The sequence below is a fragment of the Ruania zhangjianzhongii genome, assembly GCF_008000995.1.
Taxonomy (GTDB): Bacteria; Actinomycetota; Actinomycetes; order Actinomycetales; family Beutenbergiaceae; genus Ruania; species Ruania zhangjianzhongii.
On record NZ_CP042828.1, the window covers coordinates 2,670,864 to 2,697,247 of the forward strand.

A 26,384-nucleotide genomic window follows, 5' to 3' on the forward strand; every position below is an offset into this window, starting at 1 on the left:
CGGACAGGGCGCGCCGAGAGGGAGCCGGTAGACTCACCGCCGCCCACCGGTACCGCATCAAGGAGGTCCACGTCCGGATGAGTCCCACCTCGCCCCGGCCAGTGCTGCTCGGCACCGACCTCGGCATCTACGCGATGGCGCGCTCCTTCCACGAAGCATTCGGCGTCACCTCCGTGGTGATCAGCGAGCTGCCCCGCGGGCCGGTCAACGATTCGGCGATCGTGCGGAACGTCTTCACCGGATCGGGCTCCAGCGATGAACAGATCCTGACCGCTCTCCAGCGAGTGGCCGAGCAGGAGCCGGAGGCCACGCCTGTGCTGGTGGTGAACTCCGACCACCAGCTCGCCTTCGTGCTCCGGCACCGGGAGCGGATCGAACGGCACTACGTGGTGCCGTACGCGGCGGAGCGGACCATCGCCACCCTCGCGAACAAGACCGCGATGTACCAGGTGACCGAGCGCCTGGGCATTCCCACACCGGCGACAGTGGAGGTCGACCCGTCCGCGGACCCGGAGACCTGGCGCACAGCTGCGGCCGAGCTGACCTTCCCGATCGTGATGAAACCGTTCGCCGGTGCCGAGTTCGAGGAGCTGGAGTTCGCCGGGCATCGCAAGGTGTACCGCCTCGACGACCCTGCTGAGCTCGTCACCGAGCTGGAGCGGATCGCCGCCGCCGGGTACACCGGCACCATGCTGCTGCAGCAGCTGATCCTGGGTGATGACGCCTATAACCGGGTGGTCAACCTGTACCGGGACGGCCGGGGCCAGATCACCATGGCCGCCTCCGGCCGGGTGCTGCTCGCCATGCACCAGCCCACGTTCATCGGCAACTCCGCGATCATCATGGTCGACTACGACGAGGAGCTGATCGCCCAGGCCACCGCCGTGCTGGACGCAGTCGATTACCGCGGCTTCGCCAGCATCGACTACAAGGTCGACTCCCGGGACGGCCTCGCCTACCTGCTGGACATCAACCCGCGCCCCGGCCGCTCGCACTACTACGCCGGGGTCGGCGGCGCTTCGGCCGCGCGCAGCGTGGTGGCCGATTTCGTCACCGACGAGCCACTGCCTACCCAGCGGGCTACCACCCCGGGCATCTACGCCTACATCCCCACGTTCGTGCTTCGCCGGTACGTACGCGATCGGGAGCTGCTGCGCCGAGCGCGAGCCGTGCTCCGCCGTCGCCGGGCAGTGCACCCGTTGGCCTACGCCGCGGACCGCAACCTCAAGCGCTGGTGGTACCGGATCCTCGCTCAGGTGAACCAGTTGCGCGGACTCTGGCGGTTCTACCGCCGGCCGACCGACTCGGGATTCTGACCGCGCGCCGGTCACCGGCAGCGGTCTTGACCTTGACACCGTGTCACGGGATCAGATGGGCGGCGTCATGTTGAGCATCGGAGAGATCGCCCGCACCACCGGCACCACCCGCCGGATGCTGCGGCACTGGGAGAGCCTCGGACTGGTCGAGCTGGCCGCGGTGGACGAGACCACCGGCTATCGCCGCTACGCCCCGAGCCAGATCGGCCGGGTCCGAGCCGTGGCGTCCTTACGGGCGCTCGGTTTCGGGTTGGAGGCGATCGGCGGGTTGTTGGATGCCGGCCTGACTGAGGAGCGCCTGGTGGCGCTGCTGCAGTCCCGTGAGCGTGAGCTCGTGGCCCAGATCGACGATGACTCAGCCCGCCTGGCCCAGGTGCGTTCGCGCCTGCTGGCCTTCGAGAAGGGACACGCGATGATCAGCAGTACGTTGGAGCTGAGCCCGTTGCCTGGCGTCGGACTGAACGCAGCCAGCACCCGAGTGCTGGATGAATCCGAGATCGGTGCTGCGGTGACGGAGGTGCTGCGCACGCTCCGGGAGACGATTCCTGCCACGGCGAGCTCCGCCGTCGACCTGGTGCTGGTCTACGACGGCCGGTCGGAGGAGTACATCGGTGTGGCCGCCGGCCATCCCGGCGAGGAGCAGGTACCCGGCCTGCAGCGTCTGGATCTGGCAGCGGTGGCCGACGGCGTCACCGTCACGTTCGCGGAAGCCCCCGGGGATGTGGGCGATGCGTGGATCGCGATCGACAGCCGGCTGGCGGAGCGGGGCCTGCGGACCAGTGGCGTGTACCGGCAGGTGGTCACCGCTGCTGGCCCGGTGCTGCTGCAGGCCCCGGTGGTGGCGCGTTAGCCGAGCCGGTTCATTCCGGCGTACAGGTGCAGGACCGGCAGGCCGAGCTCCTCCCGGGCGCGGGAGGCCCAGTCGGCGTGGAAGGTGTCCTCCACGGCGTGCGGGCGCGTGATCACCACCAGCTCGTCGGCGTCCAGGTTGTTCACCGCCTGGGTCACCGCCGGGAGCGGATCGTCGGGCACCACGTACCCCTCTGCTTCCAGGCCAGCCTCGGTCAGCTGCCGCAGGGTGGTCGCCAGTGCCTCGTCCGCCTCCTGCCGGGCCTCGGCGGGCTCGGTGCGCTCGGTCAGGGCTTCCCAGGCCTCCCGCAGCTCGAACAGGCTGAGGTGGTTGATGATGTCCGAGATCACGTTCCGCTCAGTGTCGGCCGGCACGAGCACGTGGAAGGTGGCGCCGGAGTACAGCTCCCGGAGCTTCGTCACGTCGTAGTCGCTGAGGGCTTCCTCGGTGAGGACGATGATCGTGGCCATGCCTCGAGCATAAACGTGCGACGGCGGCCCGCGCCCGGCGTTGGCCAGCCAAGTGCCGTACTGGTCCAGATCGGCCGGTGCACCGGGTCCGGAGCGAGGCTAGTCTTCCGGCACGTGTGCTGCGTGCCCGGCCGTGCGGAGCGCCTGGCGCAGCGTGGTGGCGGCCGCGTCCAGGTCCTTACCGGGGACGTCGGTGGCAGCGGCGCTGAGGTCGAAGTCGGCAGCGGACCGGCTCGGCCACACGTGCACATGCGTGTGTGGGACCTCATAGCCCTGGATCAGCAGCCCGATCCGGTTCGGGGTGAACGCCTGCTGCTGGGCTTTGCCGATGGTCTGCGCGACGGCGAACAGGTGCGCGGCCAGATCGGGCGGCAGGTCCACCCAGTGCGCGATCTCCTCCCGCGGCACCACCATCATGTGACCGGGCTGCAGCGGCTCGATGGTCGCGAAGGCGACGCACCGCTCGTCGGTCCAGACGAACCGACCCGGGATCTCGCCGGCGATGATGCGGGTGAAGAGACTGGCCACGGATTCCTCCTTGGGTGTGCGGTGTCCCCACGCTAGCGGCTCGCCGCACCCACAAGGTCCTGTAGAACCGGTCACCGATGCCCGATGTTGCGTGACCTTGTGGTCGGTAGTCCGGGGGTGGCTATCCTGCGAGAGTGAGTACACCTTCCACCGCGCCACAGTTACCGCTCTTGCTCATCGTCGACGCGCCCACCGAGAGTGAACCGCTGACCGGTACCGGTTATACCCCGGCCGACCCGGCCACACCGCAGCTCCGGGTCGACGATCTGGGCGCGAGCCGCGGCGACGGGGTGTTCGAGACGATCGGCGTGTTCGACGGACAGCCCCGGCAGCTGGAGCCGCACCTGGACAGGTTTTCTCGGTCCGCGGCCCTGCTGGATCTGCCTGCGCCGCGGCTCGACGTCTGGCGTGCCGCCGCGCTCGAGGCGATCGATGCTGCCGGTGGGAGCACCGACCTCGCGGTCAAGATGGTGCTGACCCGAGGAGTGGAGCAGGCGCAGACGTGCACCGGATGGGTGCTCGCCTTCGCGATCGCGAATATGGACGCCGTACGCACCGACGGGGTCCGCGTGGTGACCCTGGACCGGGGGTACACCTCGGACGTCGCGGTCACCTCGCCGTGGCTGCTGCAGGGGGCGAAGTACACCTCCTACGCGGTGAACATGGCCGCCCTGCGCGAGGCCCGGCGCCGGGGCGCGGACGATGCGATCTTCGTCAGCTCGGACCGGTTCGTGCTGGAGGGCCCGACCTCGACCGTGGTGCTCCGCGACGGTGACACGCTGATTACTCCGGCCACTGATCAGGGCATCCTGCCCGGCACCACCCAGACCGAGGTCTTCGCGTTCGCGGCCGCACGCGGACTGCGCACCCACGCTCGCCCGGTGCCGGCCGCCGAGCTCCACGCGGCCACCCAGGTGTGGTTGTGCTCCAGCATTCGGCTGTGCGCGCCGGTCCGAAGCATTGACGGCCGTGAGCTGAGCGTGGACCGGGACTTCACCGCCGAGCTGCAGGCCTATCTCCGCTCCGGGTCCTGAGGCCTCTCCATGCCCGTGAGCTACACCAAGTCGCGGCGAGAGGCGCCACCAGGGTTCTTCGTCACCGAGGCGGCCGGCCTCGGCTGGCTCGCCGCAGCCGGTGGGGCGCCGGTGGTCGGGGTGCACCGGGTGGAGGACTCCGCGCTGGTACTGGACCGGCTGCAGCCAGTCCGTCCGGACCCGGACGCGGCACGCACCTTCGGGCGCGGGCTGGCCACGACCCACGCCGCCGGTGCCGAGGCGTTCGGAGCACTGCCACCGGGCGCAGCCGGCTACTGGTTCGGCCCGATGTCCGATCCGTTGCCGCTCCCGGAGGTCACCACGGAGCGGTTCGGCACCTTCTACGCCGAGGGTCGTCTCTGGCCGTTGACCGAGCGGTGCCGGCAGGCCGGCGCGATCGACGAGTCGCTCGCCGCGGACCTGTCCCGGGTGTGCGCAGAACTGGCTGCCGGTCGGTGGGATGACCAGGACGGTCGGCCGGTGCTCCCGGCACGGCTGCACGGCGACCTGTGGGCCGGGAACCTGTTCTGGACCTCCGACGGCGTCACCCTGATCGACCCGGCCGCCTGCGGTGGGCACCCAGAAGCCGACCTGGCGATGCTGGAGCTGTTCGGCGCCCCGCACCTGAGCGAGATTCTCGCCGGCTACGCCGAGGCCGGCAGGCTGGCTCCGGACTGGCGCAGCCGGATCGGGCTGCACCAGCTGTTCCCGCTGTTGGTGCACGCGCTGCTGTTCGGCGGCAACTACGCCTCGGCGACCCGGACTCGGGTGGACTCGCTGCTGTCCTGACGCAGGATCACCACACCGACCGGTGGGAGGGTGATCCCTGCGCCGGTCACCGCGACCGGTGGTTCCCAGCTGAGCAGGGTGGTCATCGCGGCCGCTCCGGGCAGCGGAATCTCCACCGGTGCACCGCCGGGGGCGTGGCTGATCGCCACCTGCACCCGGCCCCGGGTGAGCACCAGCCAGGTTCCCTCCGGATCGTGCTCGACGCCGGTGGCGGTCCGATCGCCGGTGGCCAGGTCCGCTTCCTGCGCGCGGAGCGCAATCAGCCGGGTGTAGAAGTCCCGGATCGCCGCGTGCCGACCGGTGCCGGTCTCGCCCCAGTCCAGCACGCTAGCGGCCATCGTGGCCGGGGACTGCGGGTCGGGGACCGTGAGGTCGCCCTGGCCGTAGATCTGTTGCCAGCCGTGTTCGGCGAATTCGCGCTCCCGGCCGGCCCGGACGGCGGCGGCGAGCTCGGGATCGGCGTGATCGGTGAAGTACTGCCAGGGGGTGCTGGCGGCCCACTCCTCGCCCATGAACAGCATCGGCGTATACGGTCCGCAGAGCAGCAGGGCTGCCGACACGGCGAGCTGGGCATCGTCCAGGCTGGCCGCCGGCCGGTCGCCGAGGCCGCGATTACCCACCTGGTCGTGGGTGGTGGTGGAGACGACGAACCGGTGACCGTCGGTGTCCGCCGGCACCGGGGCGCCCCAGTCCTGGCCACGGAAGGTGGAGTAGCCGCCGTCGTGCACGAACACCTCGGTGAGCGCCTTCGCCAGCGTCGTCACCGCACCGAAGTCTGCGTAGTAGCCGTGCCGTTCTCCGGTGAGGAACGCGTGGATCGCGTGGTGCACGTCGTCCGCCCACTGCGCGGTCATCCCGAGCCCGCCGGCGGTGGTCGGGGTGACCATGACCACGTCGTTCAGGTCGGACTCGGCGATCAGGCTGAGCGGCCGGCCGAGCTCGACCGACAGGTCCGCGACCGCGTCGGCCAGCTCCGTGAGCAGGTGCGTGGGTGAGTCGTCGATCAGTGCGTGCACGGCATCGAGGCGGAGCGCATCCAGGTGGAAGTCGCGGAGCCAGCGCACGGCGTTGTCGATGATGAACGCGCGCACACCGGTACTGCCGGGGCCGTCCAGGTTCACCGCCTGACCCCAGGGGGTGTGGTGCGCATCGGTGAAGTACGGGCCGAACTGGGCGAGATAGTTACCGGCGGGCCCCAGGTGGTTGTAGACGACGTCCAGGCTGACCGCCAGGCCCAGACCGTGGGCGGTGTCGACGAACGCCTGGAGCGCTTCCGGCCCGCCGTAGGCGCGGTGCACCGCGTACAGGTCCACGCCGTCGTATCCCCAGCCGCGTTCGCCCTCGAAGGCGGCCACCGGCATCAGCTGCACCAGCTGGACGCCGAGAGCCACCAAGTCGGGTAGCCGCTCGGTGGCGGAGGCGAGCGTGCCCTCGGCGGTGAAGGTGCCCAGATGCAGCTCGTAGATCACCGCGCCGCGGGCGTCCCGTCCCCGCCAGCCGGCATCGGTGAACGCGAACCGGGTGGTGTCGAAGTGCCGGGAGGCGCTATGCACCCCATCGGGTTGCCACGGACTGCGTGGATCGGGGAACGGGCCCTCGCCGTCGAGCACGAAGGCGTAGTCCTCGCCGTGTTCCAGCGGGCGAAAGGTGTGCCACCCGTCGCCGTCGGGGTGCATCGACTCGCGGCCGGTGCTCAGCTCGACCTCGACCCGGCTGGCGTTCGGGGCCCAGACCCGTAAGGGTTCGGTGCTCATCGCGGCTCCAGCTGCTCCAGCACGGCGACCGGTCCGCTGCGCAGCAGGTCGGCGAGCGACACCTCGCCGGCCGGGTGCTCAGCGCCGGTGATCACGTCCCGCCAGCGCCCTGCGGGCAGCACCAGGCTGTGCGTGCCCCACCCGCCAACAGCCCGCAGCTGGTGGTGGCGCCGAGTGATCACGGTGACCACCTGCGGCGCCTCGGCCACGGTCCGGGCGAACGCTACCGCGTGCCCGGTGGAGGTGCGCAGCACCTGGTAGCCGGCGTCGACACCGACGAAGACCTCCGGCCGTCGACGGCGGAGCCGGAGCAGGGCAGCGGTCATCCGTAGCTTTTCGCTACTCAGGTCCCAGGGCCCGGCGCCGTCATCGAGCCGGGCGAGGTCTTCGGTGATCGGCGAGTAGTCCACCGGCCGCCGGTTGTCCGGGTCGACCAGGGCCACCGTCGTCACCTCGGTGCCCTGGTAGGTGTCGGCCACCCCGGGGATGGTCAGCTGCACGGCGCGCGCACCCAGGATCGCGGTGCGGACCGCCTCCGCCGTGCGGTCGGTCCACGCGGACATCGCGGCGGCCACCTCGGCCGAGCCGAGGACGTGGTGGGCGAACGAGACCAAGGCGGCTTCGCCGTCGTCATCCGGTGCGGTCCAGCTGGTCCAGACCTTCGCCTCCCGGGAGGCTTTGACCAGGTAGTCACTGAACCGCTCGGCGGCCAGCGGCCCCTCGGCGGTCCAGGTCCCGGCCAGCGTCTGCCAGAGCAGGTTCTCGGTCCGGCCGTCCAGATCGGCCGGTCGGGCGCCGGCGGTGCTGGTGCGCAGGAGCTGGACCAGCTCCACCCACTCCGGCGCGAGCTCGGCCAGCACGCCGATCCGGGCACGGACGTCCTCGCCACGCTTCGCATCATGGGTGCTGAGCGCGGTCAGCGTGTGCGGGTAGAGCTGCTGAGTGCGTGCGCTCCAGGCATGCAGCTCGTCCGGTTCCACCGCGAAGGAGGTTGGCGCTCCACCCACCTCGCAGAGGCTGGTCAGGTGAGTCCACCGGTAGTACGCGGTGTCCTCGACCCCCTTGGCCATCACCGCTCCGCACACCTGCTGGAACCGCACCACCGCCTCGTCCCGGCGCTCCTCTCCCCGGCGCCCGGCGCTACCGGCCTCCTGGCCGAGTATCAGCGCGGTCACCACGGCCAGGGTCTCGTGCCGTTCGGGATCCAGCGCCGTGGCTGCCTGCTCGGCCCAGCCGTGCACCAGGGTTGCCGTGGCGGCATCGAGCGGCTCCCCGGGCCGGAGATAGGCGCGGTATCGGTGGCAGGCGACGACGAGCTCGCGGACACAGTCGGTGATGGCGCCGAGGGTGTGGTCGCGCAACCGGATGTCGTCGTCGCAGATCTCGGCGAGGAGCGAGGCGAGCCGATGGAGCTCCGCCCGCAGCGAGGTGGTGATGACCTCCCGCTTCGCATCGGTGATCAGCGCCGGCAGAGTTCCCAGCGCATCCGGGGTGAGCGTGGCCATCACCCCGCCCAGGGGCAGGGACCCCGCCTGGTCGGTGAGCACCTGGCCGATCCGCCAGGCGGCGTCGTACCCGGTGGTCCCGGCGACCGACCAGCCGGACGGCAGGTCCTCGTGCGGTTCGAGAATCTTCTCCGCGACCGTCCACACGCCGCCGGTCGCCTCAGCCAACCGGCGGAAGTACTCGCCCGGGTCGGCCAGACCGTCCGGGTGGTCGATGCGCAGCCCGTCGATCAGGCCGCCGGTCACCAGCTCGAGGATGAGCGCGTGCGTAGCCTCGAACACCTCAGGCCGCTCCACCCGCAGCCCGACCAGCGAGCCGACGTCGAAGAACCGGCGGTAGTTCAGCTCCTCACTGGCCACCCGCCAGTAGGCCAGCCGGTAGTGCTGGCGTTCCAACAGCTCCTCCAGCGGCAGGTGCTCGGTGCCTTCCCGGATCGGGAACCGGTGCTCGTAGTAGCACAGCACCGGGCGGTCCGGCCCGAGGTGTGCCTCGGGCTCGTCCACGTGGTCCACCCGCAGCGCACCGGAGGCCAGGGCCGCACCGATCCGCTCACCGAGCACCGGCATCAGGACCTGGTCGGACTCGGAGGAGTCCACATCGAACCAGTCGGCGTAGGCCGATGCCGGCCCATGGGTGAGCACGTCCCAGAGCACCCGGTTGTGGCTGGCGGGGGTCGGGACCGCCATGTGGTTGGGCACCACGTCCACCACGATGCCCAGGTCCCGTTCCCGGGCCGCTCGCACCAGCGCCTCGAAGCCGTCCCGGCCACCGAGCACCTCGCTTATCCGGGTGTGGTCCACCACGTCGTAGCCGTGCGTCGATCCAGGTGCGGCGGTGAGGATGGGGGAGAGGTACAGGTCGGTGACGCCGAGGGTGACCAGGTGGTCGAGCAGACCGGCGGCATCGGCGAAGGTCAGGTCCGGGCCGAGCTGCAGCCGGTACGTGGAGACCGGGATACGGGTGCTCACGCAGAAGGCTCCTCGTTGCTGGGCTGGCGGGCGAGGATCACGATGCAGCGCCCGGTGATCGTCAGGGTGGCCCCTGCCTGAAGCTCATCGGGAAGGTCCAGCTCGGTGTCGGTACTGAGCACCGGGGTCCAGGACGCACCGTAGTCCGCACCCGGCAGGGTGAACTCGAGCTGCTCGGCGTTGGCACTGACGAAGACCAGCAGCGAGTCGCCGATGATCCGACCACCGGTCATATCCGGTTCATCGATCGCTTCCCCGTTGACGAATACCGCCAGGGAGCGGGCGTAGGAGGTGGTCCACGCCTCGGTGTCCATCGGTGCCCCGCTCGGTTCGAACCAGGCGATGTCCGGCAGCTCGGGCAGTCCGTTCGCGGCCGAGGTGGAACCGTTGAAGAACCGGCGGCGGCGCAGCACCGGGTGTTCGGCGCGGAACGCGATCAGCTGCCGGGTGAATGCCAGCAGCGGTTCGTCGACGTTCTCCCAGTCGATCCAGGACAGCTCGTTGTCCTGGGCGTAGACATTGTTGTTGCCCTGCTGGGTGCGCCCGACCTCGTCGCCGTGGGAGAGCATCGGCACCCCCTGGGAGATCAGCAGGGTGGTGAGGAAGTTGCGCTGCTGCCGCCTGCGCAGCTGGAGGATCTCCTCGTCGTCGGTGGGGCCTTCGACGCCGGAGTTCCAGGACCGGTTGTGGCTCTCGCCGTCGTTGTTGTCCTCACCGTTGGCCTCGTTGTGCTTGTCGTTGTAGGAGACCAGGTCCGCCAGGGTGAATCCGTCGTGCGCGGTGACGAAGTTGATCGAGGCGATCGGCGTGCGCCCGGTGCGCTCGTACAGGTCTGAGGACCCGGTCAGCCGGCTGGCGAACTCACCCAACGTGGAGGGCTCACCACGCCAGAAGTCGCGGACCGTGTCCCGGTACTTGCCGTTCCACTCGGTCCACAACGGGGGAAAGCCACCCACCTGGTAGCCGCCGGTGCCCAGGTCCCACGGTTCGGCGATCAGCTTGGTCTGGGAGATCACCGGGTCCTGCTGGATGATGTCGAAGAACGAGGACAACTTGTCGACTTCGTGGAACTGTCGGGCCAGCGTGGCGGCCAGGTCGAACCGGAACCCGTCCACATGCATATCGGTGATCCAGTAGCGCAACGAGTCCATGATCAGCTGCAGTACGTGCGGGGAGCGCATCAGCAGGGAGTTGCCGGTACCGGTGGTGTCGAAGTAGTGCGCCTTGTCGTCATCGACGAGCCGGTAGTAGGTGGCGTTGTCCAGGCCGCGGAAGGAGAGCGTGGGGCCCTGGTGGTTGCCTTCGGCGGTGTGGTTGTAGACGACGTCGAGGATCACCTCGATATTCGCGGCGTGCAGTGCCTTGACCAGGCTCTTGAACTCCAGCACCTGCTCACCGCGTGAGCCCCAGGCGGAGTACCCGTTGTGCGGGGCGAAGAAGCCGATGGTGTTGTAGCCCCAGTAGTTGCGCAGGCCGCGGTCGATCAGGGGCGGGTCCTGGACGAACTGGTGCACCGGCATCAGCTCCAGTGCGGTCACCCCCAGATCCACCAGGTGCTCGATGATCGCGGGGTGGGCGAGTGCCGCGTAGGTACCGCGAATCTCCTCGGGCACCTCCGGGTGCAGCATCGTCAGGCCGCGTACGTGCGCCTCGTAGATCACGCTCTCGTGGTACTCGTGGTCCGGCGGACGGTCGTGCTCCCAGTCGAAGAACGGGTTGATCACCACTGACGTCATCGTGTGCGGTGCGGAGTCCGCCTCGTTGATCTCGCCGGAGTCGTCACCGAAGTGGTAGGAGAACAGCGCCTCGTCCCCGTCGATCTGTCCGTCGATGGCCTTGGCGTACGGATCGAGCAGCAGCTTGGCGGGGTTGCACCGGTGCCCGGCGTCGGGGTCGTAGGGGCCGTGCACCCGGTAGCCGTACCGCTGGCCCGGGCTGACCCCGGGCACGTAGGCGTGCCACACGTACGCGTCCATCTCGGTGACGTCGATACGCTCCTCTGTGCCGTCGTCGTCGATCAAGCACAGCTCGACCTTCTCCGCCACGCTCGAGAACAGGGCGAAGTTCGTGCCGCTGCCGTTGAACGTGGCGCCGAGTGGATAGGGCTGTCCGGGCCAGGTACGCATTCTCACAGCGTGCCATTATCCCTGGTCCCGCGCCCTTCGCACGAATGTCGTCCGGTCCGGCGCCGGCTCCAGCCTCCGCCAGAGCGGACGGCCGATCCGTCAGCGGACGTCCAGCGAGATCACGTGGTAGCCGCTGGAGCCGTTCGGTGCCGGTGCAGCGGTGGTGGCCGTCTGCACGCCGGTGGGGTCCCACGCCCGGCAGCGCACCGCGTGCCGTCCGGCCGGTACGTCCGCGAGGGTGAGCGACCACTGCCGCCAGGTGTCCACGCCGGGTGTGGCGGCCAGCTCGGCGTCCAGCCAGGGGCCCTCGTCGAGTTGCACCTGCACCCGGTCGATCCCGCGATGCTGCGCCCAGGCAGTGCCAGCGACTGTGACCGAGCCGGCCGACGGTTTGGCACCGGAGCGCGGGACGTCGATCCGGCAGGCGGTCTTGATCGGCCCGCGGGCATCCCAGCCGCGGGTGGTCCAGTACCCCTGATCGTCGGCGAACCGGGTCACCTTCAGCTCGGTGACCCACTTGGTGGCCGAGACGTAGCCGTAGAGCCCAGGCACCACCATCCGGACCGGGAAGCCGTGCTCCACCGGCAGCGGCGCACCGTTCATCGCCACCGCCAGCAACGCGTTCCGGTCATCGGTGAGCGCCTCCAGCGGGGTCGAGGCGGTGAATCCGTCCGCGCTGCGGGAGAGGACCATGTCCGCCTCGTCCTGCACCCCTGCCCGAGCGAGCACCTCTCGCACCGGTAGCCCGATCCAGGTGGCGTTCCCGACGAGGTCGCCACCGACGGTGTTCGAGACACAGGTGAGGGTCACGTGCGCCTCGACCAGCGCGCTATCGAGCAGCTCGTCGAAGGTGAGGACCACCTCGCGGTCCACCAGCCCGTGCACCTGTAGCTGCCACTCCTGCGGATTCACCTGCGGCAGCACGAACGCGGTGTCGATGCGATAGAACTCCCCGTTCGGGGTGACGAACTCCGGCATTCCCGCCACCTCCAGCTGGGCGCCGGCCGGTATCGGATCCACCGGATCGGTCGGCTCTGGCAGGGCGATCTCGGCTCGCACCGTTTCCGTGTTGCTCCGCGCCCGGCTGAGGAGCCCGCCAGCGCCGGCCACCAGGGCCGAACCGGCGGTCACGCCGCCGACCGCGGCGAGGAACCTGCGCCGGTCCAGACCCTCGCCGCCGGTGTCGGCCCGGCGGAGCAACAGCTGGAGGGTGCCAACACCGGCCACAGCGCCGAGCACGCTGGGCAGCACCGCCCAGGAGCTGGTGTCCGCACGGGTGGCCCCCGCGAGTGCGCACACGGCAGCGAGCAGACCCACGGCCAGCACGCCGAGACTCGCCCGACGGGCAGCGAGCACGCCGATCCCGGCCGCCAGAGCTGCCGAGACCAGCGCCAGGCACACGGCGAGGGCGACCTTGTCCGCGGTGCCGAAGGTGGAGATCGCGAAATCCTTCAGCCAGGCCGGCGTGAGATCCACTACCGCGGCGCCCAGGGCAGCGTGCGGAGCGGCCGGTGGGTCCAGCAGGGCAGCAGCGGCCCAGCCGACCAGGAAGAAGACTCCGCCGGCGATCAGGCCGGAGAAGGCGGCTGCGCCGCGCGTGGCGCGCGAATGAGCTGGCATGCGGCCACGGTACGCCGCGGCCCTGGGCTGCAGCCGAGTTATTGCAGAGCCGTAACCATCAGGTGCACCAGCGCATCGACCTGCACGGTCTCGCTGGAGACGATCTCCTCGTCGCTGCCGTCCAGGGCACGTGCGGCCAACGACTGCTTGGAGTCGATCAGCTCGGCGATCTTGGTGTCGATCGTGTGCGCGGCGAGGATGCGCCAGGCGGTCACCGGTTCCTCCTGGCCGATCCGGTGCACCCGGTCGATCGCCTGCTCCTGCTCGGCCGCGGTCCAGGACAGCTCCGCGAGCACCACGTTCGAAGCGGCGTGCAGGTTCAGGCCAACACCCGCTGCCAGCAGCGAGCAGACGGCCACCGACACGTCCGGGTCCTTCTGGAACGCGTCGATCGACGCCTGGCGAGCCTTGGCGGACTGGTCACCGCGAATCGACACGGTGCGCAGACCAGCCTCCTCGAGCACCTGTTCGGCGGTGTTCATCACGTCGATGTGCTTGGCGAAGAACACCACCTTGCCCACCGAGTGCACGAGCTGGGCGGCGTAGTCGGCGGCCAGCGCAGCCTTGGCCTGCCCGATCCGGCGGACCATGGTGAAGACGTTGTCACCCTTGGAGCTGGGCGAGGTCGAGTCCACCTCGGCCCGAGCGATGCGGCGCATCAGCTCCAGGTCCGGTCCGTCGGCAGGATCGGCGTGGGACTCACCGGCCTCGAGCATCCGCTGGTAGCGCTGCAGCAGCCGGCGGGCCAGGTCCTGCTCCGCGGATCGGATGGAGCGGCCGATCTCGTTGTCCAACTCCACCGGCAGGTCGGCCACCCGCTTCGCGGGCAGGTCCTTGGCCACGTCCGCCTTGGTACGCCGGACGATGCCGAGGTCGATGACGGCGGCTCGCGCCTGAGGGTAGAAGTCCCGGTCCGCGGGGGTCAGCCCGGTGGCCTCCAGCTTGGCGGTCAGCTCCCGGCTGGGGCGCTCACCGTCGGTCCAGCCGAGGAACTGCCAGATCGCGTTGAAGTCTTCGACATCGTTGATCAGCGGAGTCCCGGTCAGCGCCATCAGCAGCGGGTTGCTGCCGGGGGTCCGCTCGCGCAGCTGACGGGAGAGGTTGAGCACGTGCTGCGACCGCTGCGAGCTGAGGTTCTTGATGAAGTGCGCCTCGTCCACCACCATCGAGCGGAAGCCGAGGTTCGCGAGCCAGGTCAGGTGCCGGTCCAGCACGGCGTAGTTCACCACGAACACGTCGGCGAAGGCGTTCATGTCCTGGCCGTCGCCGTTGATCACCGTGACGGTCCGCTGCGGCGTCCACCGTTCCACCTCGCGGGCCCAGTTGATCTTCACCACGTTCGGCACCACGGCAAGCATCGGGAACGCCTGGGCGGCGGAGGCCGCCAGCACTGACTGAGCGGTCTTGCCCAGACCCGGCTCGTCGGCAAGCAGGAAGGTGCGGTGCCCGCGGCGGACAGCCTCGAGCAGGCGCGCCTGGTGGGCCATCAGCTCCAGCCCGGGCGGGGAGTACCAGTCCTTGCGAGGTGGCTGCGGGAGCTGCTTGGAGGCGGCCCCACCGCCGGCACCTTGTTCGAAGGCACGGTAGAGCGGGCCCATCAGGTCCCATCCGGAGAGGTAACCCGGGGGCACCTCGGACACCGGCTGAGACAGGTCAGGCTCCAGGAACGGGTTGGCGCGGGCGCGCGCCCGCACCTGAGTGGGCACCACCTGCCGGGAGGCGAGCTCGGCGGGAACCAGGGGAGTGCGCCGCTGCTCCGGAGCCTTGATGACCAGTTCTTCCTCGGACAGCTCGGCACCGGACTCCAGCAGCCACTCATTGCGCATCCGCTGCGCGGCGGCGCCGGGTTCGGTGTCCGGGTCGAGCAAGGAGAGCAGCGACGTGTCCTGCGCCGCCGTGCGGGCCAGGATGGTGGCCACCCCGTCGAGCCGTTTCAGGATCTCGCTGCGGGCCGAGGTGGAGACGTCCTGATCAGACTTGATCCGGGCCCGCTCCTCGCGCACCAGCAGTGCGATCACCTGGAACTTCACCCGGTTGGTCGGGCCCACTTTGCCCTTGACCGACTTGGCCTCCACCTCGCGCACCCGGCGGGCCAGGATAGGCAGGATGGGCGCCGGGTCGTTGCGGCGCGAAAGAGTACGGGTCCCGTTCCGACCCGAGGTACGGCGGCGGCCGTTCGACGGCATGATCCTCCTGGATACGACGGGGAAGCCAACGGCTAGAACCCCGTGAGGCGTGGCGTCCCGGACAAGACAGCGGACACAAGAGCCGACGTCGTAATCGAGAAGTCGGACCGCTGCGCACGGGACCTGCGCAGCACCAGTCTACGGGAGAACTTCGCCTCCGGGCACCAGGGTTCTCCGGCGAGTGACGTGGTACACATCACGTGCCCCACCCGGTGGTCAATCGTCGGAGGCGACCACCAGAAGCAGACACTCGGTTACGCGGTCGATGACCACGAACTCGTGGAAGCCCAAGCTTCCGGTGGCGAAACCGTACTCGTGCTCGGCATCGGTGCCAGGGTTGTTCAGGCGGTAGAGGCGCCCTGACCGGAGCAGGTTCACGACGCCCTCCACCCGGGCTCGGACCTTCGGCGGTTGGCGGTAGCCCGGCTCCGTCCACTGCTGCTCGTCGACCCACACCTGCAGCAGGGCCTCGGCATCGTGCGGGGTACACCGCGCGAAGAGAGCGGGGTGAATCGTCTCCAACCGCCAGCGGCCATGAACGGCGCTCTGTTGCACCTCCTCGTCCGGATCGAAGGGAGAGGCGTAGTCGTGGGCGTACCCCGGGCTGGCGATCAGCGAGCTGAGGAGGGACCGATCACTCTGCTCAGCCTCGATGGCGAAATGCGTGACCTGGATCCACATGTACGTGCCCTCGTCCAGGTGGATGAGGTCCGAACCACGCAGTCGCAGGGTCATCCGCGCACTGTAGTGCGATTCGCACCGGGCGATGGTCGCGCCGACTTCCGCGCCGCACCGGGCGCCCGTCTCCCTGGGCCAAAACCCAGAAGACCGCGGTGGGGAAACTCCCTGTCCGCGGCCTGCTGTGGGCGATACTGGGATCGAACCAGTGACCTCCTCGGTGTGAACGAGGCGCTCTACCGCTGAGCCAATCGCCCGCATCACGACCCTCGCCGTGACGGATAACGATCCTAGCAGCCGATTTCGGGTGGCTCGTCCACGTGTGCGGGCCCACCGCTGGCCAGTCCGACCAACCGCGCGGCCTTCAGCTCGGTCTCCGCCCACTCCCGCTCGGCATCCGATCCGATCGTGATGCCCGCACCGGTGCCGAAGGACAGCAAGCCCTCCGCCCAGGTGAACGTGCGGATCGCCACAGCCACCTCCGCCGTCCCGGCGTCAGCGTCGATCCAGCCGAACTGGCCGCAGTAGACCCCGCGATGGGCGGTCTCCAGCTCACCGATCAACCGCAGCGCGCTCGACTTCGGGGCCCCGGAGGTGCTGCCGGGAGGATGAAGTGCGCCGAGTACCTCGCTCCAGGCGACCGGCTCGCGGGCCAGCGAGCCGCGGATCCGGGAGACCAGGTGCACCAGGCCGGGATGGGTCTCCGTCGCCAGCAGGTCGGTGACGGTCACCGTGCCGGGGGAGCAGATCCGCTGCAGGTCGTTGCGCACCAGGTCGGTGATCATCACGTTCTCGGCCCGGTCCTTGGCCTGCAGGTCCGAGGGGGTACGGCCGGTGCCCTTGATCGGACCGGAGCGGATCACGCCATTCTCGACGGCGAAGGACAGCTCGGGAGAGGCGCTCACCACCCAGGCGCTCGGCCAGGCAGGCCCGGCCGGCACATCGAGGTACCCGGCATAGGGGGCCGGGTTGCCGCGGCTGAGCACGGCCGCCAGGGTGGCCGCGTCCGGGCGGGAGGGGAGCGGCGCGGACAGGATGCGGCACATGTTCGCCTGGTAGACGGCGCCCTCGCGGATCGCATCCTGCGTGGACCGCACGGCGGCCACGTAGGCCGCGCGGTCCATCGACGTGGACCACAGACTGTGGTGCGGTCCGGACCATAGGTAAGCTCCGCCGTCGCCGGTGACCTCCGCGGGCTCCGTGCCGGGTGGAACGTCTACCACCGCCTCCTGGCTGCTTTGACTACGCGGGCGCGCCCGCACGCGAGCGAATCGCCAGGCGTGCACCGGGCCATCGAACTCACCGGCCACCGCCCACCATCCGCCGCCCTGCAGAGCGTCCGGCGAGCGGGTCAGATCGGCGTAGTCACACACCCCGCTGGCCTGCATTCCGGCGAACGTCGCCACCCCCGGGAAAGGGCCGCTGCGGACCGTGGCGGAGTGTGACATGACCGACACGCTAACGGTGTGGAGCCGATTGGACGTTGTCGGATCGGTTGGGTTAGAGTCTTCGACGCACGCAGAACGCATTTCGATGCGGAATGCGGGTATGCGGATGTGGCTCAGTTGGTAGAGCATCACCTTGCCAAGGTGAGGGTCGCGGGTTCGAGTCCCGTCATCCGCTCGGAGGCGGCGGCCCCAAATGAGACGGCGAGTCTCACGTCGTTCCAGGGTGGGTTGGCCGAGAGGCGAGGCAGCGGCCTGCAAAGCCGTATACACGGGTTCGAATCCCGTACCCACCTCGCACGGGCGATTGGCGCAGCGGTAGCGCGCTTCCCTGACACGGAAGAGGTCACTGGTTCGATCCCAGTATCGCCCACCACCTGACATCCTCTTCGGAGCAGCAGCGCCCTGGTCCGAGCGCTCTGGTCCACCTGCGCCGCTAGGGTGTGCGCGCTTCGTCGAGGTGGTCCAGGAGGTAGCTGACCGTCTCCTCGACAGTCCACCCGGTGCTGTCCACGTGCAGTCCTCCCGTGGTGGATCGGGCCGCTGCATCGAGCTCGCCAGCGGTCCATTCTCGGTAGGTGTGCTTATGTCGAGCGTCATCGCGGGCGGCGAGCGTGTCAGCGTCCGGGGTGAGGATGAAGGCATAGCAGGGCCTGGTGCGCACCCGTCGGGTGAACCGCACCAGGTCGTTCTCCAGCAACAGGTCCTGAACCACTGCGGTGATACCTGCGGCGGCATAACCGTCGGCCGCCTGCGCGGCGAGGCTGTGCCGCAGCTCCAACTGGGCCCGAGCCTGCTCGGACAGCGGTGGATCCATCGGTGCCTGCCCGCTGACGATGAACCGCCGGAACATGTCTCCGCGGACGTGGGCGGCCACCGGGAGGCGGCGGCTGAGCGCTTCGGCGACTGACGACTTTCCGGCGGCCATCGCTCCGGTGATGACGATGACCGCAGGGAGGTCAGACAGGCGGCCCTCGGCCGGCGGCGGCACGGACATGCCCTGGACCGTACGCAGCGGCCGGGCCGGCGTCGAGGGCTTTTGCCCAGATGCGCGGGCGCCGCCGTAGCCTGGTGTGGTGCCTCGCGTCGTCCTCATGTGCGGTCCGGCCGGATCCGGAAAGACCACCTATGCCCGTGGGCTGGAAAGCGATGGCTTCGTCCGGTTGTCCATCGACGAGGAAGCCTGGGCACTGGGACTGGACCAGCAGCCGCTGCCCGAGCCGGTCGCCGCTCGGATCGAGGCACGGCTGACCGATCGCCTGCTGGAACTGGTCCACGCCGGCGTCGATGTGGTGATCGACTTCTCCTTCTGGTCCCGCCGCAAGCGGCTCCAATACCGGGCTCTGCTCGCCGAGGTCGGGGTGAGCGCCGAGACCGTGTACCTGACCACCAGCCGCGAGGTGGTGCTGGAGCGGGTGGCGGCGCGGCGCGGCGCCCACGCCGACCACGTGGTCCTGGACCACGCCACGGCGGCGCACTACTTCGACCACTTCGAGCCACCGACAGAGGACGAGGGCCCCCTCACCGTGATCGACGGAGCCTCCCGCCAGCAGCGATGAGGGCTGCCTGCCGACCCTGCGAACCAGCCGCGCTGGGCGAGCAGAGCCTCGGCCGGGCGGCGTGCTTGGATCTGGCGAGAACCACGACGGCGGAGCACCCGTGCCGCGGCCACGTCACCGGGGCGCGTCAGGGAATCAGGTGTGGAGCAGGCATTCGGACTCGCTACCATCGATGGGTCCGACCATCACCCAGCTCAGGAGCATGACCGTGCCCGAGATCTCCCTGCTCATCGACGGAACACCACGATCGTTCCCGGCGGGCACTACGGGAACGGACGTGTTCGGCCAGGACCGGGCGATCGTCGCGGTGCGAGTGGACGGCGAGCTGAGTGACTTGGCGGCCGAGCTGCCTGCGGGCGGGGCGGTCGACGGGGTACGCATCGACTCGCCGGACGGACTGGACATCCTGCGCCACTCCACCGCCCACGTGCTCGCCCAGGCGGTGCAGCAGGTGAACCCGGACGCGCGGCTGGGTATCGGCCCGCCGATCGCCGATGGCTTCTACTACGACTTCGACGTGGCCGAGCCGTTCACCCCGGAACAGCTCAAGGCCCTGGAGAAGGCGATGCAGCGCATCGTCAAGGAGGGGCAGAGCTTCCGTCGCCGGGTAGTCACCGATGCGCAGGCCCGCGAGGAGCTCGCCGCCGAACCGTACAAGCTCGAGCTGATCGGGCTGAAGGGTGCCGGTGACGATGGCGGCGACGCGGCCGAGGGTGCCTCGGTGGAGGTCGGCGCCGGTGAGCTGACCATCTACGACAACCTGCGCCGGACCGGCGAGACCGCCTGGAAGGACCTCTGCCGCGGCCCGCACCTGCCGTCCACCAGGCTGATCGGCAACGGCTTCTCGCTGATGCGCAGCGCGGCCGCGTACTGGCGGGGGAGCGAGAAGAACCCGCAGCTGCAGCGGATCTACGGCACCGCCTGGCCGAGCAAGGACGAGCTGGTCGCTTACAAGGAGCGACTGGCCGAGGCAGAGCGGCGCGACCACCGCAAACTGGGTGCCGAGCTGGACCTGTTCTCGTTTCCGGACGAGATCGGCTCTGGGTTGCCGGTGTTCCACCCGAAGGGGGCGATGGTCCGGATGGAGATGGAGGACTACTCCCGCAAGCGGCACGTGCAGGCCGGGTACTCGTTCGTCACCACCCCACACATCACCAAGGCGAAGCTGTTCGAGACCTCCAAGCACCTGGAGTGGTACGCCGACGGGATGTACCCGCCGATGCACCTGGACGAGGTCCGCGACGGGGACGGCCAGGTGACCAAGCCGGGCCAGGACTACTACCTGAAGCCGATGAACTGCCCGATGCACAACCTGGTCTACGGCTCCCGGGGCCGGTCCTACCGTGAGCTTCCGCTGCGGCTGTTCGAGTTCGGGCAGGTGTACCGGTACGAGAAGTCCGGGGTGGTGCACGGCCTCACCCGCGCCCGCGGCTTCACCCAGGACGATGCGCACATCTACTGCACCCGCGAACAGCTGCGCGACGAGCTCGCCTCGCTGCTGTCCTTCGTGCTCGACCTGCTGAAGGACTACGGCCTGGACGACTTCTACCTGGAGCTCTCCACCCGGGACCCGGAGAAGTCGGTGGGGGACGAGTCCACCTGGGAGGAGGCGACCCGCACCCTGGCCGAGGTGGCGGATGCCTCCGGCCTGGACCTGGTAGATGACCCGGGTGGGGCGGCGTTCTACGGTCCGAAGATCTCGGTGCAGGCCAAGGACGCGATCGGGCGGACCTGGCAGCTGTCCACGATCCAGCTGGACTTCTTCGAACCGGAGTTGTTCGAGCTGGAGTACACCTCGCCGGACGGCTCCCGTCAGCGACCGGTGATGATCCATCGCGCACTGTTCGGTTCCATCGAACGGTTCTTCGGCGTGCTGCTCGAGCACTACGCCGGCGCCTTCCCTCCGTGGCTCGCCCCGGTGCAGGTACTCGCCGTACCGGTGGCCGAGGTGTTCGACGACTACCTCGCTGAGGTGGTGGCGAAGCTGCAGGCCGCCGGGGTGCGGGCCGAGCTGGACAACTCCGATGACCGGTTCAACAAGAAGATCCGCACCGCCACCAAGGCGAAGGTTCCGTTCGTCCTGATCGCCGGCGGTGAGGACGCCGAAGCCGGGGCGGTCTCGTTCCGCTATCGGGACGGCAGCCAGCGCAACGGTGTCGGAGTCGAGGAAGCGATCGAGATCATCACCGAGGCGATCTCCTCCCGGGTGCAGGTCTGAGCGTGACCAGGCCGGAGCAGCATCCGCGGGTCCCGGACGGTTACGACCGGCTGTGGACCCCGCACCGGATGGCCTATATTGATGGTGAGAACAAGCCGGTCGATGACGGCGCGGGTCCAGGGTGTCCGTTCTGCCGGGCGCCGGGGGAACCGGATGAGCAGGCCCTGATCGTGCACCGGGGCCAGTCCTGTTACGTGGTGCTCAACCTGTATCCGTACAACCCGGGCCACCTGTTGATCTGCCCCTACCGGCACGTTCCGGACCTGACCGAGATGACCGCCGTCGAGCGCGCCGAGATGACCGAGCTGGCCGCGACAGCGATGGTGACCCTGCGCCGGATCAAGGACTGCGACGGGTTCAACCTGGGCATGAACGCCGGCCCGGTGGCCGGCGCCGGGGTTGCCGCCCACGTGCACCAGCACGTGGTGCCTCGGTGGGCCGGAGACGCGAACTTCCTGCCGATCGTGGGCCAGACCAAGGCGCTGCCCGAGCTGCTCGGCGATACCAGGGAGCAGCTCGCCGCCGGGTGGGGCGATGGTCCTCGGTAACCGCGGGCGGTCGGTCACCACCGCACTGTTCGGGCCGCTCGCCCGCCTCCTGGTACGGGCCGGGGTGAGCCCGAACGTGGTCACCGTCCTCGGTACGGTGGCGACCAGCGCCACCGCGCTGTGGCTGCTTCCGACCGGGAATCTGGTGGTCGGTGTTCCCGTAGTGGTGGTCCTCGTCTTCGCCGACTCGGTCGACGGTCTGATGGCACGAGAACGAGGAACGGAGAGCGCGTTCGGCGCCTACCTGGACTCCACGATGGACCGGGTCAGCGATGCGGCGATCTTCACCGCCCTGGGCCTGTACCTGCTCTGGCAGGACGAGCAGCAGTGGCAGGGCATCGGGTTCGCACTCGGGATGGCGTGCGTGTTCTTCGGCATGCTGGTGTCCTACGCCCGCGCGCGGGCCGAGGGCCTGGGCATCAGCGCCAAAGCGGGGATCGCCGAACGCGCCGACCGGCTGATCTTCGCCGGTGTCGCGGCGCTGGCGGTAGGACTCGGCGCACCCGCGGTGGTGCTGGTGCTCGCGCTCGGCCTGCTGGTGCTGGCCAACATCATCACCGTGATCCAACGAAGCCTGGTGGTCTACCGCGCCTCGGCGGAGACGGAACCGGAATGAGGGCGTTCGATCCGGCCCGGCTGATGCTGCTCGCCTGGCGTGTGGTGCCGCGGCTGCCGCGCGCCCTGGTGCGGGGGATCTTCGATGTCGTCGCCGTGGTGGCACACACGCTCCGGATCGACGGCGTGAAGCAGCTGGAGCGCAATCTCGCCCGGTTGACCGGCACGACCTCCGCACCGGAGCTACGGCGCCTGTCCCGGGCCGGGATGCGGTCCTATATGCGGTACTACGCTGAGGCCTTCCAGCTGCCCGGGATGAGCGAGGCGGAAGTAGACGCCCGGGTACGCTCCACCGGCTACGAGCAGTACACCGAGCGGGTCGCCCAGGGAGGCACTGCGGTGCTCGCACTGGGTCACGCCGGCAACTGGGACCTGGCCGGGGCCTGGGCGAACCGGCACATCGGACAGGTCATCACCGTGGCTGAGCGGCTGGAGCCGCCGGAGCTGTTCGAGGCCTTCATGGGCTTCCGAGAGTCGCTCGGCATGGTCATCCTTCCCCTGGAGAAGGGTGGGGGAGTCTTCCGCCGGCTGCTGAAGGAGAGCCGGCGGCCCGGAGTGATTCCGCTGCTGGCCGACCGGGACCTGTCCAGCACCGGTGTCGACGTGCAGGTCGGCGGCCACGAGGTGCGGGTGGCACCGGGACCGGCAGCTCTCGCGCTGGCCCGGGGGATACCGGTGATGCCGGTGCTGATCCACTACGAGCGGCTCACCGGGGCTCGGCGCCGTGCCGCCCGCAGCCCGTGGGGGATCCACATCCAGTTCCTGCCCGAGGTGGAGGTGCCGGCTGCCGGACCCGGCGTGACCAGCGCCGACCGGGTGGCCCAGATGACCCAGGACTGGTTCACTGCCTACACTCGCGCTCTGGCACAGGTTCCACAGGATTGGCACATGCTGCAGAAGGTGTACACCGCAGACCTGGATCCGGAGCGACTGGCACGCGCCCGGGCCCAGGCGGAGGAGACATGAAGATCGGCCTGGTCTGCCCCTACTCCTTCGATGCGCCCGGCGGGGTGCAGTTCCACATCCGGGACCTCGCCGAGCACCTGATCGGGCTCGGCCACCAGGTGTCGGTCCTGGCGCCGGCCGACGAAGACACCGACGTCCCCCCTTACCTCACCTCGGTGGGCGGAGCGATGCCGGTGCGGTACAACGGATCGGTCGCCCGGCTGAGCTTCGGCCCCGGAGTGGCGAGCCGGACCGCCCGTTGGCTCACCCACGGCGAGTTCGACGTCGTGCACGTGCATGAGCCGTTCGCCCCCTCGGTGGGGATGATCACCCTGGCCCGCTCCGAGGCGCCGGTGGTGGCCACCTTCCACTCCGCCCAGGAACGCTCCCGGATGATGCAGGTCGCCTACCCGTTGATCCGCCCGGGACTGGAACAGATCAGCGCACGGATCGCCGTCTCCGAAGATGCCCGCCGCACGGTGGTGGAGCATCTCGGCGGTGACGCGGTGGTGATCCCGAACGGGGTGAACACCACGTTCTTCGCCGACGCCGCACCCCATCCTGCCTGGCAGGGCACCCCGGAGCGGCCCACGCTCGCGTTCCTGGGCAGGCTGGACGAACCGCGCAAGGGTCTGCAGGTGCTGATGGCGGCCGTGCCGGCGATCCGCGCCAGGTACCCCGGGCTGCGCGTCCTGGTGGCCGGTCGTGGAGACCTGGAGGCTGCTACCGCGGGTCTCGGCGAGCACATCGAAGCCGTGGAGCAGCTCGGTGGGATCAGCGACGAGGAGAAGGCGTCCCTGTTCTCCTCGGTGGACGCCTACATCGCCCCGCAGACCGGGGGCGAGAGCTTCGGGATCGTGCTGGTGGAGGCGATGAGCGCCGGGGCCTCGGTGATCGCCAGCGACCTGAACGCGTTCCGGCGGGTCCTCGACGACGGTGGGTCCGGTTTCCTGTTCACCACCGGTGCGCCAGCCTCGCTGGCGGACACGGTGATTCGCGCACTGGACGATCCGGCCGAGCGGGCCCGTCGCCAGGAGTACGCCGGCCGGGCGGTCCGCCGGTTCGACTGGGATGAGGTCGCGGCCCGGATCCTGGATGTCTACGCGATGGCCTCGGGTCACGGCGCTGAGGCCAGGCCCGGGCTCCTCGGCCGGCTGTTCGGCTCCCGAGGACCGTCATGAGCGGTGCCGAGGTCGGCCTGATCGTGGTCGCCGTGGTCGCGGTGATCCTGTTCGCCCTGACCAGCGTCGCCCGGCGACTGGACCGGTTGCACCGCAGAGAAGGAGCTTCTCGGGCCACGCTCGAGGCGCAGCTGGTGCGCCGGGCCGAGGCAGCGATGGCGCTCACCGAGTGCGACCTGCTGGACCCGGCCGCGAGGATCGTCGTGGCCGAGGCAGCCTGGCGGGCCGCGGCGGGCGCACCGCGGCTGATCGGTGACGATACCCCGGGTGCTGCGGAGGAACGCGGCCTGGCGGAGAGCGAGCTCACCCGGGTGTTGCGCGCCGCCCTCGGTGATGGTCAGGACCAGCGGCCGTGGGCAGAACGGGAAGACAGCGCCGCACTGCTGGAACATCTCGGCACCGCCGGCTACCGCGCCCAGCTGGCTCGCCGGTTCCACAACGACGCAGTGGTCCAGATCCGGCGGATCCGCCGCACTCCGCTGGTCCGGATCTTCCGCCTCGCCGGCCGGGCCCCCCTCCCGGAGACGTTTGAGATGGATGATGATCTCCCGGTGCCGGCGTCCGCATCGCCGACGGTGCCGGACTCTGGTCCGCCACCTGAACTACGCTGACCGGCATGCCCGTGCCACCTTCGCCGGACCCCGCGCGCCGGGAGTACCCTCCCGCTGCCCGTCCAGCCTCCGGACCGACGCCGGCCGCTCCCGGTGCGCCGCACCCCGGCGCCACTGGTGCGCCGCACCCGGCCGCCCCCGCAGCAGCGCCCGCCGCTGCCGGCTACCCGCCGGCGTACCGGCCGCAGGCGTTCGCACCGGAGCCGGCGGTCCGCGGGACGATGAACGCTACCTACGCACCGCCGCCGAACACCACCGGCCCGATCGAACAGGTCTGGTCCCCCGGGCAGCGCACCAGCAACCGGTTGGTGTTCAACGTGGTGATCTATGTGATCGGCGGCATCGCCCTGCTGGTCGCCCTCGGCTACATCGCTCTCGCCACCGGGCTGTCCAGCACCTCGGTCGCCTTCGTGCTCGCCCTGGTGCCGCTGACCATCGTGCTCCTCGGGGTGCGCTGGCTGGACCGCTGGGAGCCCGAACCGAAGACGATGCTGCTGGTCGCGCTGCTCTGGGGTGCCGGTGTAGCAGTGCTCAGCGCCCTGGTGCTGAACACCGCGATCCAGCAGTGGATCTACAACAGCACCGGGGATCCGCAGGGCACCAGCACCACGACGGCGGTCGTGGTCGCGCCGATCGTCGAGGAGACCGTCAAGGGCATCGGCGTGCTGATGATCTACCTGTTCCGCCGGCAGCAGTTCGACGGCCCGGTGGACGGAGTGGTGTATGCCGCCACCGTGGCCGCCGGGTTCGCTTTCACCGAGAACATCCTGTACTTCTCCCAGTACGTCGACGTCGTCGGTGAAGTGTTCGTGATGCGGGGTATCTTCTCGCCGTTCGCCCATGCGCTGTTCACCGCCTGTATCGGCATCGCGGTCGGCCTGGCGGCCCGGTCCTCCCGGATGTATGTGATCGTGCTGGCGTTCCCGGTCGGGCTGGTCGGAGCGATGGGTCTGCACGCCCTGTGGAACGGCTCGGCGCTGATCGGCAACAACTTCCTCTTCATCTACGCGGTGATCCAGGTGCCGTTGTTCCTGGCCATGCTGGCGCTGTTGATCTGGCTGCGGCGGCAGGAGTCGAACGTGGTCCGCTCCCGGCTCTCGGAGTACTCCCAGGCCGGCTGGTTCGCCCCGCACGAGGTGGACATGCTCGCCTCCCTGCGGCTGCGCAGCCAGGCCAAGATGTGGGCCACCAGCTATGGCGACCGGGCGAAGGCGGCGATGGTCTCCTTCCAGCGCAGTGCCACCGTGCTGGCCTTCCGCCGCCAGCAGGTGCTCAGCCACCGGCTCCGGGAGAACGCCAGCGAGCACGAGTTGCTGAACGCTGTGCAGCGGGATCGACACACCTTCGCCCAGGCTGCGCTCGGGCGGTAGCCCCCCCCCCCCACCAGCGCGGGAGCCTCCCCACGCTGCGCACCAGACGGTCGTCTGCAGACGGATC

Annotated in this window: 22 protein-coding genes and 4 tRNA genes; 15 read left to right on the plus strand and 11 right to left on the minus strand. The window is 69.6% G+C overall.

Going from position 1 to position 26,384, the window contains the following annotated elements; all coding sequences use genetic code 11:
- Nucleotides 1-77: 77 nt before the first annotated feature.
- Nucleotides 78-1,316 carry a carboxylate--amine ligase gene (locus FU260_RS12390; protein WP_147917346.1) on the plus strand — a complete coding sequence of 413 codons (1,239 nt, stop codon included), beginning with the start codon at nucleotides 78-80 and terminating at the stop codon, nucleotides 1,314-1,316.
- 40 nt (nucleotides 1,317-1,356) lie between these two features.
- Complete coding sequence (locus tag FU260_RS12395) at nucleotides 1,357-2,166, plus strand: MerR family transcriptional regulator (RefSeq protein WP_235912326.1); 810 nt, start codon at nucleotides 1,357-1,359, stop codon at nucleotides 2,164-2,166.
- Here FU260_RS12395 and FU260_RS12400 read toward each other — a convergent pair.
- Nucleotides 2,163-2,636, minus strand: coding sequence for a universal stress protein (locus tag FU260_RS12400; RefSeq protein ID WP_147917347.1), 474 nt, complete (start codon nucleotides 2,634-2,636; stop codon nucleotides 2,163-2,165). The two genes, FU260_RS12395 and FU260_RS12400, sit on opposite strands and share 4 nt — an antisense overlap.
- Before the next feature lie 99 nt (nucleotides 2,637-2,735).
- Entirely contained in the window at nucleotides 2,736-3,164 is a 429-nt protein-coding gene (locus FU260_RS12405) for an HIT family protein (protein WP_147917348.1), read from the minus strand.
- A gap of 134 nt (nucleotides 3,165-3,298) precedes the next feature.
- On the opposite strand from FU260_RS12405, the gene FU260_RS12410 reads away from it, so the two are divergent.
- Nucleotides 3,299-4,198, plus strand: coding sequence for an aminodeoxychorismate lyase (locus FU260_RS12410; RefSeq protein WP_235912327.1), 900 nt, complete (start codon nucleotides 3,299-3,301; stop codon nucleotides 4,196-4,198).
- 9 nt (nucleotides 4,199-4,207) lie between these two features.
- Nucleotides 4,208-4,987, plus strand: coding sequence for a fructosamine kinase family protein (locus tag FU260_RS12415; RefSeq protein WP_147917349.1), 780 nt, complete (start codon nucleotides 4,208-4,210; stop codon nucleotides 4,985-4,987).
- Here FU260_RS12415 and treZ read toward each other — a convergent pair.
- The 8 genes from treZ to FU260_RS12455 form a co-directional block, all read right to left on the minus strand.
- Nucleotides 4,942-6,741, minus strand: coding sequence for a malto-oligosyltrehalose trehalohydrolase (treZ, locus tag FU260_RS12420; protein WP_147917350.1), 1,800 nt, complete (start codon nucleotides 6,739-6,741; stop codon nucleotides 4,942-4,944). The two genes, FU260_RS12415 and treZ, sit on opposite strands and share 46 nt — an antisense overlap.
- Nucleotides 6,738-9,215, minus strand: a complete 2,478-nt coding sequence (gene treY / locus FU260_RS12425) for a malto-oligosyltrehalose synthase (protein WP_147917351.1) — start codon at nucleotides 9,213-9,215, stop codon at nucleotides 6,738-6,740. The genes treZ and treY overlap by 4 nt, the downstream gene beginning before the upstream one ends.
- The gene (glgX, locus tag FU260_RS12430) at nucleotides 9,212-11,341 is read right to left on the minus strand and encodes a glycogen debranching protein GlgX (RefSeq protein ID WP_147917352.1); all 2,130 of its coding nucleotides are present in this window, start codon (nucleotides 11,339-11,341) and stop codon (nucleotides 9,212-9,214) included. The genes treY and glgX overlap by 4 nt, the downstream gene beginning before the upstream one ends.
- Nucleotides 11,342-11,440: 99 nt before the next feature.
- Nucleotides 11,441-12,961 (minus strand): molybdopterin-dependent oxidoreductase, encoded by a 1,521-nt coding sequence (locus FU260_RS12435; protein WP_147917353.1) that lies wholly within the window; start codon nucleotides 12,959-12,961, stop codon nucleotides 11,441-11,443.
- 38 nt (nucleotides 12,962-12,999) lie between these two features.
- The gene (locus FU260_RS12440) at nucleotides 13,000-15,147 is read right to left on the minus strand and encodes a DEAD/DEAH box helicase (protein ID WP_147917354.1); all 2,148 of its coding nucleotides are present in this window, start codon (nucleotides 15,145-15,147) and stop codon (nucleotides 13,000-13,002) included.
- Nucleotides 15,148-15,363: 216 nt separating this feature from the next.
- Nucleotides 15,364-15,882 carry a hypothetical protein gene (locus FU260_RS12445; RefSeq protein ID WP_147917355.1) on the minus strand — a complete coding sequence of 173 codons (519 nt, stop codon included), beginning with the start codon at nucleotides 15,880-15,882 and terminating at the stop codon, nucleotides 15,364-15,366.
- A gap of 128 nt (nucleotides 15,883-16,010) precedes the next feature.
- Nucleotides 16,011-16,082: transfer RNA gene (locus tag FU260_RS12450), tRNA-Val, on the minus strand.
- A 33-nt stretch (nucleotides 16,083-16,115) separates the two neighbouring features.
- Nucleotides 16,116-17,273: a chorismate-binding protein gene (locus FU260_RS12455; protein ID WP_168211765.1), complete on the minus strand. Its 1,158-nt coding sequence runs from the start codon at nucleotides 17,271-17,273 to the stop codon at nucleotides 16,116-16,118.
- A gap of 102 nt (nucleotides 17,274-17,375) precedes the next feature.
- Here FU260_RS12455 and FU260_RS12460 point away from each other — a divergent pair.
- The 3 genes from FU260_RS12460 to FU260_RS12470 all read left to right on the plus strand — a co-directional run bounded on the left by FU260_RS12460 (nucleotide 17,376) and on the right by FU260_RS12470 (nucleotide 17,646).
- Nucleotides 17,376-17,448, plus strand: a tRNA-Gly gene (locus FU260_RS12460).
- Between the two features lie 47 nt (nucleotides 17,449-17,495).
- Nucleotides 17,496-17,566, plus strand: a tRNA-Cys gene (locus tag FU260_RS12465).
- A 5-nt stretch (nucleotides 17,567-17,571) separates the two neighbouring features.
- Nucleotides 17,572-17,646: transfer RNA gene (locus FU260_RS12470), tRNA-Val, on the plus strand.
- A gap of 60 nt (nucleotides 17,647-17,706) precedes the next feature.
- On the opposite strand, the gene FU260_RS12475 is transcribed toward FU260_RS12470, so the two are convergent.
- Nucleotides 17,707-18,267 carry an AAA family ATPase gene (locus tag FU260_RS12475; RefSeq protein WP_147917357.1) on the minus strand — a complete coding sequence of 187 codons (561 nt, stop codon included), beginning with the start codon at nucleotides 18,265-18,267 and terminating at the stop codon, nucleotides 17,707-17,709.
- Nucleotides 18,268-18,346: 79 nt separating this feature from the next.
- Between FU260_RS12475 and FU260_RS12480 the strand changes: the two genes are divergently transcribed.
- From FU260_RS12480 to FU260_RS12515, 8 genes are all read left to right on the plus strand, one after another.
- Nucleotides 18,347-18,829 (plus strand): P-loop nucleotide/nucleoside kinase family protein, encoded by a 483-nt coding sequence (locus FU260_RS12480; RefSeq protein ID WP_235912328.1) that lies wholly within the window; start codon nucleotides 18,347-18,349, stop codon nucleotides 18,827-18,829.
- Nucleotides 18,830-19,031: 202 nt separating this feature from the next.
- A complete protein-coding gene (gene thrS / locus FU260_RS12485) occupies nucleotides 19,032-21,047 on the plus strand; it encodes a threonine--tRNA ligase (protein ID WP_413038340.1) in 2,016 nt (671 codons plus the stop codon).
- Nucleotides 21,044-21,595 (plus strand): HIT family protein, encoded by a 552-nt coding sequence (locus FU260_RS12490; RefSeq protein ID WP_147917358.1) that lies wholly within the window; start codon nucleotides 21,044-21,046, stop codon nucleotides 21,593-21,595. Before thrS ends, FU260_RS12490 begins: the two co-directional genes overlap by 4 nt.
- On the plus strand, nucleotides 21,582-22,211 hold the full coding sequence (gene pgsA / locus FU260_RS12495; RefSeq protein ID WP_147917359.1) for a phosphatidylinositol phosphate synthase: 630 nt from the start codon (nucleotides 21,582-21,584) through the stop codon (nucleotides 22,209-22,211). Before FU260_RS12490 ends, pgsA begins: the two co-directional genes overlap by 14 nt.
- A complete protein-coding gene (locus FU260_RS12500; protein ID WP_147917360.1) occupies nucleotides 22,208-23,176 on the plus strand; it encodes a phosphatidylinositol mannoside acyltransferase in 969 nt (322 codons plus the stop codon). The genes pgsA and FU260_RS12500 overlap by 4 nt, the downstream gene beginning before the upstream one ends.
- Nucleotides 23,173-24,336 (plus strand): glycosyltransferase family 4 protein, encoded by a 1,164-nt coding sequence (locus FU260_RS12505; RefSeq protein ID WP_147917361.1) that lies wholly within the window; start codon nucleotides 23,173-23,175, stop codon nucleotides 24,334-24,336. The genes FU260_RS12500 and FU260_RS12505 overlap by 4 nt, the downstream gene beginning before the upstream one ends.
- On the plus strand, nucleotides 24,333-24,947 hold the full coding sequence (locus FU260_RS12510; protein WP_147917362.1) for a hypothetical protein: 615 nt from the start codon (nucleotides 24,333-24,335) through the stop codon (nucleotides 24,945-24,947). Before FU260_RS12505 ends, FU260_RS12510 begins: the two co-directional genes overlap by 4 nt.
- Nucleotides 24,948-24,952: 5 nt before the next feature.
- A complete protein-coding gene (locus FU260_RS12515; protein WP_235912330.1) occupies nucleotides 24,953-26,317 on the plus strand; it encodes a PrsW family intramembrane metalloprotease in 1,365 nt (454 codons plus the stop codon).
- Nucleotides 26,318-26,384: the final 67 nt, after the last annotated feature.

What these genes read in the sequence shown, in the direction of transcription:
- FU260_RS12390 (WP_147917346.1), top strand. Translation starts at nt 78, where the DNA reads ATGAGTCCCACCTCGCCCCGGCCAGTGCTGCTCGGCACCGACCTCGGC.
- FU260_RS12400 (WP_147917347.1), bottom strand. Translation starts at nt 2,636, where the DNA reads ATGGCCACGATCATCGTCCTCACCGAGGAAGCCCTCAGCGACTACGAC.
- FU260_RS12415 (WP_147917349.1), top strand. Translation starts at nt 4,208, where the DNA reads ATGCCCGTGAGCTACACCAAGTCGCGGCGAGAGGCGCCACCAGGGTTC.
- treZ (WP_147917350.1), bottom strand. Translation starts at nt 6,741, where the DNA reads ATGAGCACCGAACCCTTACGGGTCTGGGCCCCGAACGCCAGCCGGGTC.
- glgX (WP_147917352.1), bottom strand. Translation starts at nt 11,341, where the DNA reads ATGCGTACCTGGCCCGGACAGCCCTATCCACTCGGCGCCACGTTCAAC.
- FU260_RS12435 (WP_147917353.1), bottom strand. Translation starts at nt 12,961, where the DNA reads ATGCCAGCTCATTCGCGCGCCACGCGCGGCGCAGCCGCCTTCTCCGGC.
- FU260_RS12440 (WP_147917354.1), bottom strand. Translation starts at nt 15,147, where the DNA reads ATGCCGTCGAACGGCCGCCGCCGTACCTCGGGTCGGAACGGGACCCGT.
- FU260_RS12445 (WP_147917355.1), bottom strand. Translation starts at nt 15,882, where the DNA reads ATGACCCTGCGACTGCGTGGTTCGGACCTCATCCACCTGGACGAGGGC.
- FU260_RS12455 (WP_168211765.1), bottom strand. Translation starts at nt 17,273, where the DNA reads ATGTCACACTCCGCCACGGTCCGCAGCGGCCCTTTCCCGGGGGTGGCG.
- FU260_RS12475 (WP_147917357.1), bottom strand. Translation starts at nt 18,267, where the DNA reads ATGTCCGTGCCGCCGCCGGCCGAGGGCCGCCTGTCTGACCTCCCTGCG.
- thrS (WP_413038340.1), top strand. Translation starts at nt 19,032, where the DNA reads ATGACCGTGCCCGAGATCTCCCTGCTCATCGACGGAACACCACGATCG.
- pgsA (WP_147917359.1), top strand. Translation starts at nt 21,582, where the DNA reads ATGGTCCTCGGTAACCGCGGGCGGTCGGTCACCACCGCACTGTTCGGG.
- FU260_RS12500 (WP_147917360.1), top strand. Translation starts at nt 22,208, where the DNA reads ATGAGGGCGTTCGATCCGGCCCGGCTGATGCTGCTCGCCTGGCGTGTG.
- FU260_RS12505 (WP_147917361.1), top strand. Translation starts at nt 23,173, where the DNA reads ATGAAGATCGGCCTGGTCTGCCCCTACTCCTTCGATGCGCCCGGCGGG.
- FU260_RS12510 (WP_147917362.1), top strand. Translation starts at nt 24,333, where the DNA reads ATGAGCGGTGCCGAGGTCGGCCTGATCGTGGTCGCCGTGGTCGCGGTG.
- FU260_RS12515 (WP_235912330.1), top strand. Translation starts at nt 24,953, where the DNA reads ATGCCCGTGCCACCTTCGCCGGACCCCGCGCGCCGGGAGTACCCTCCC.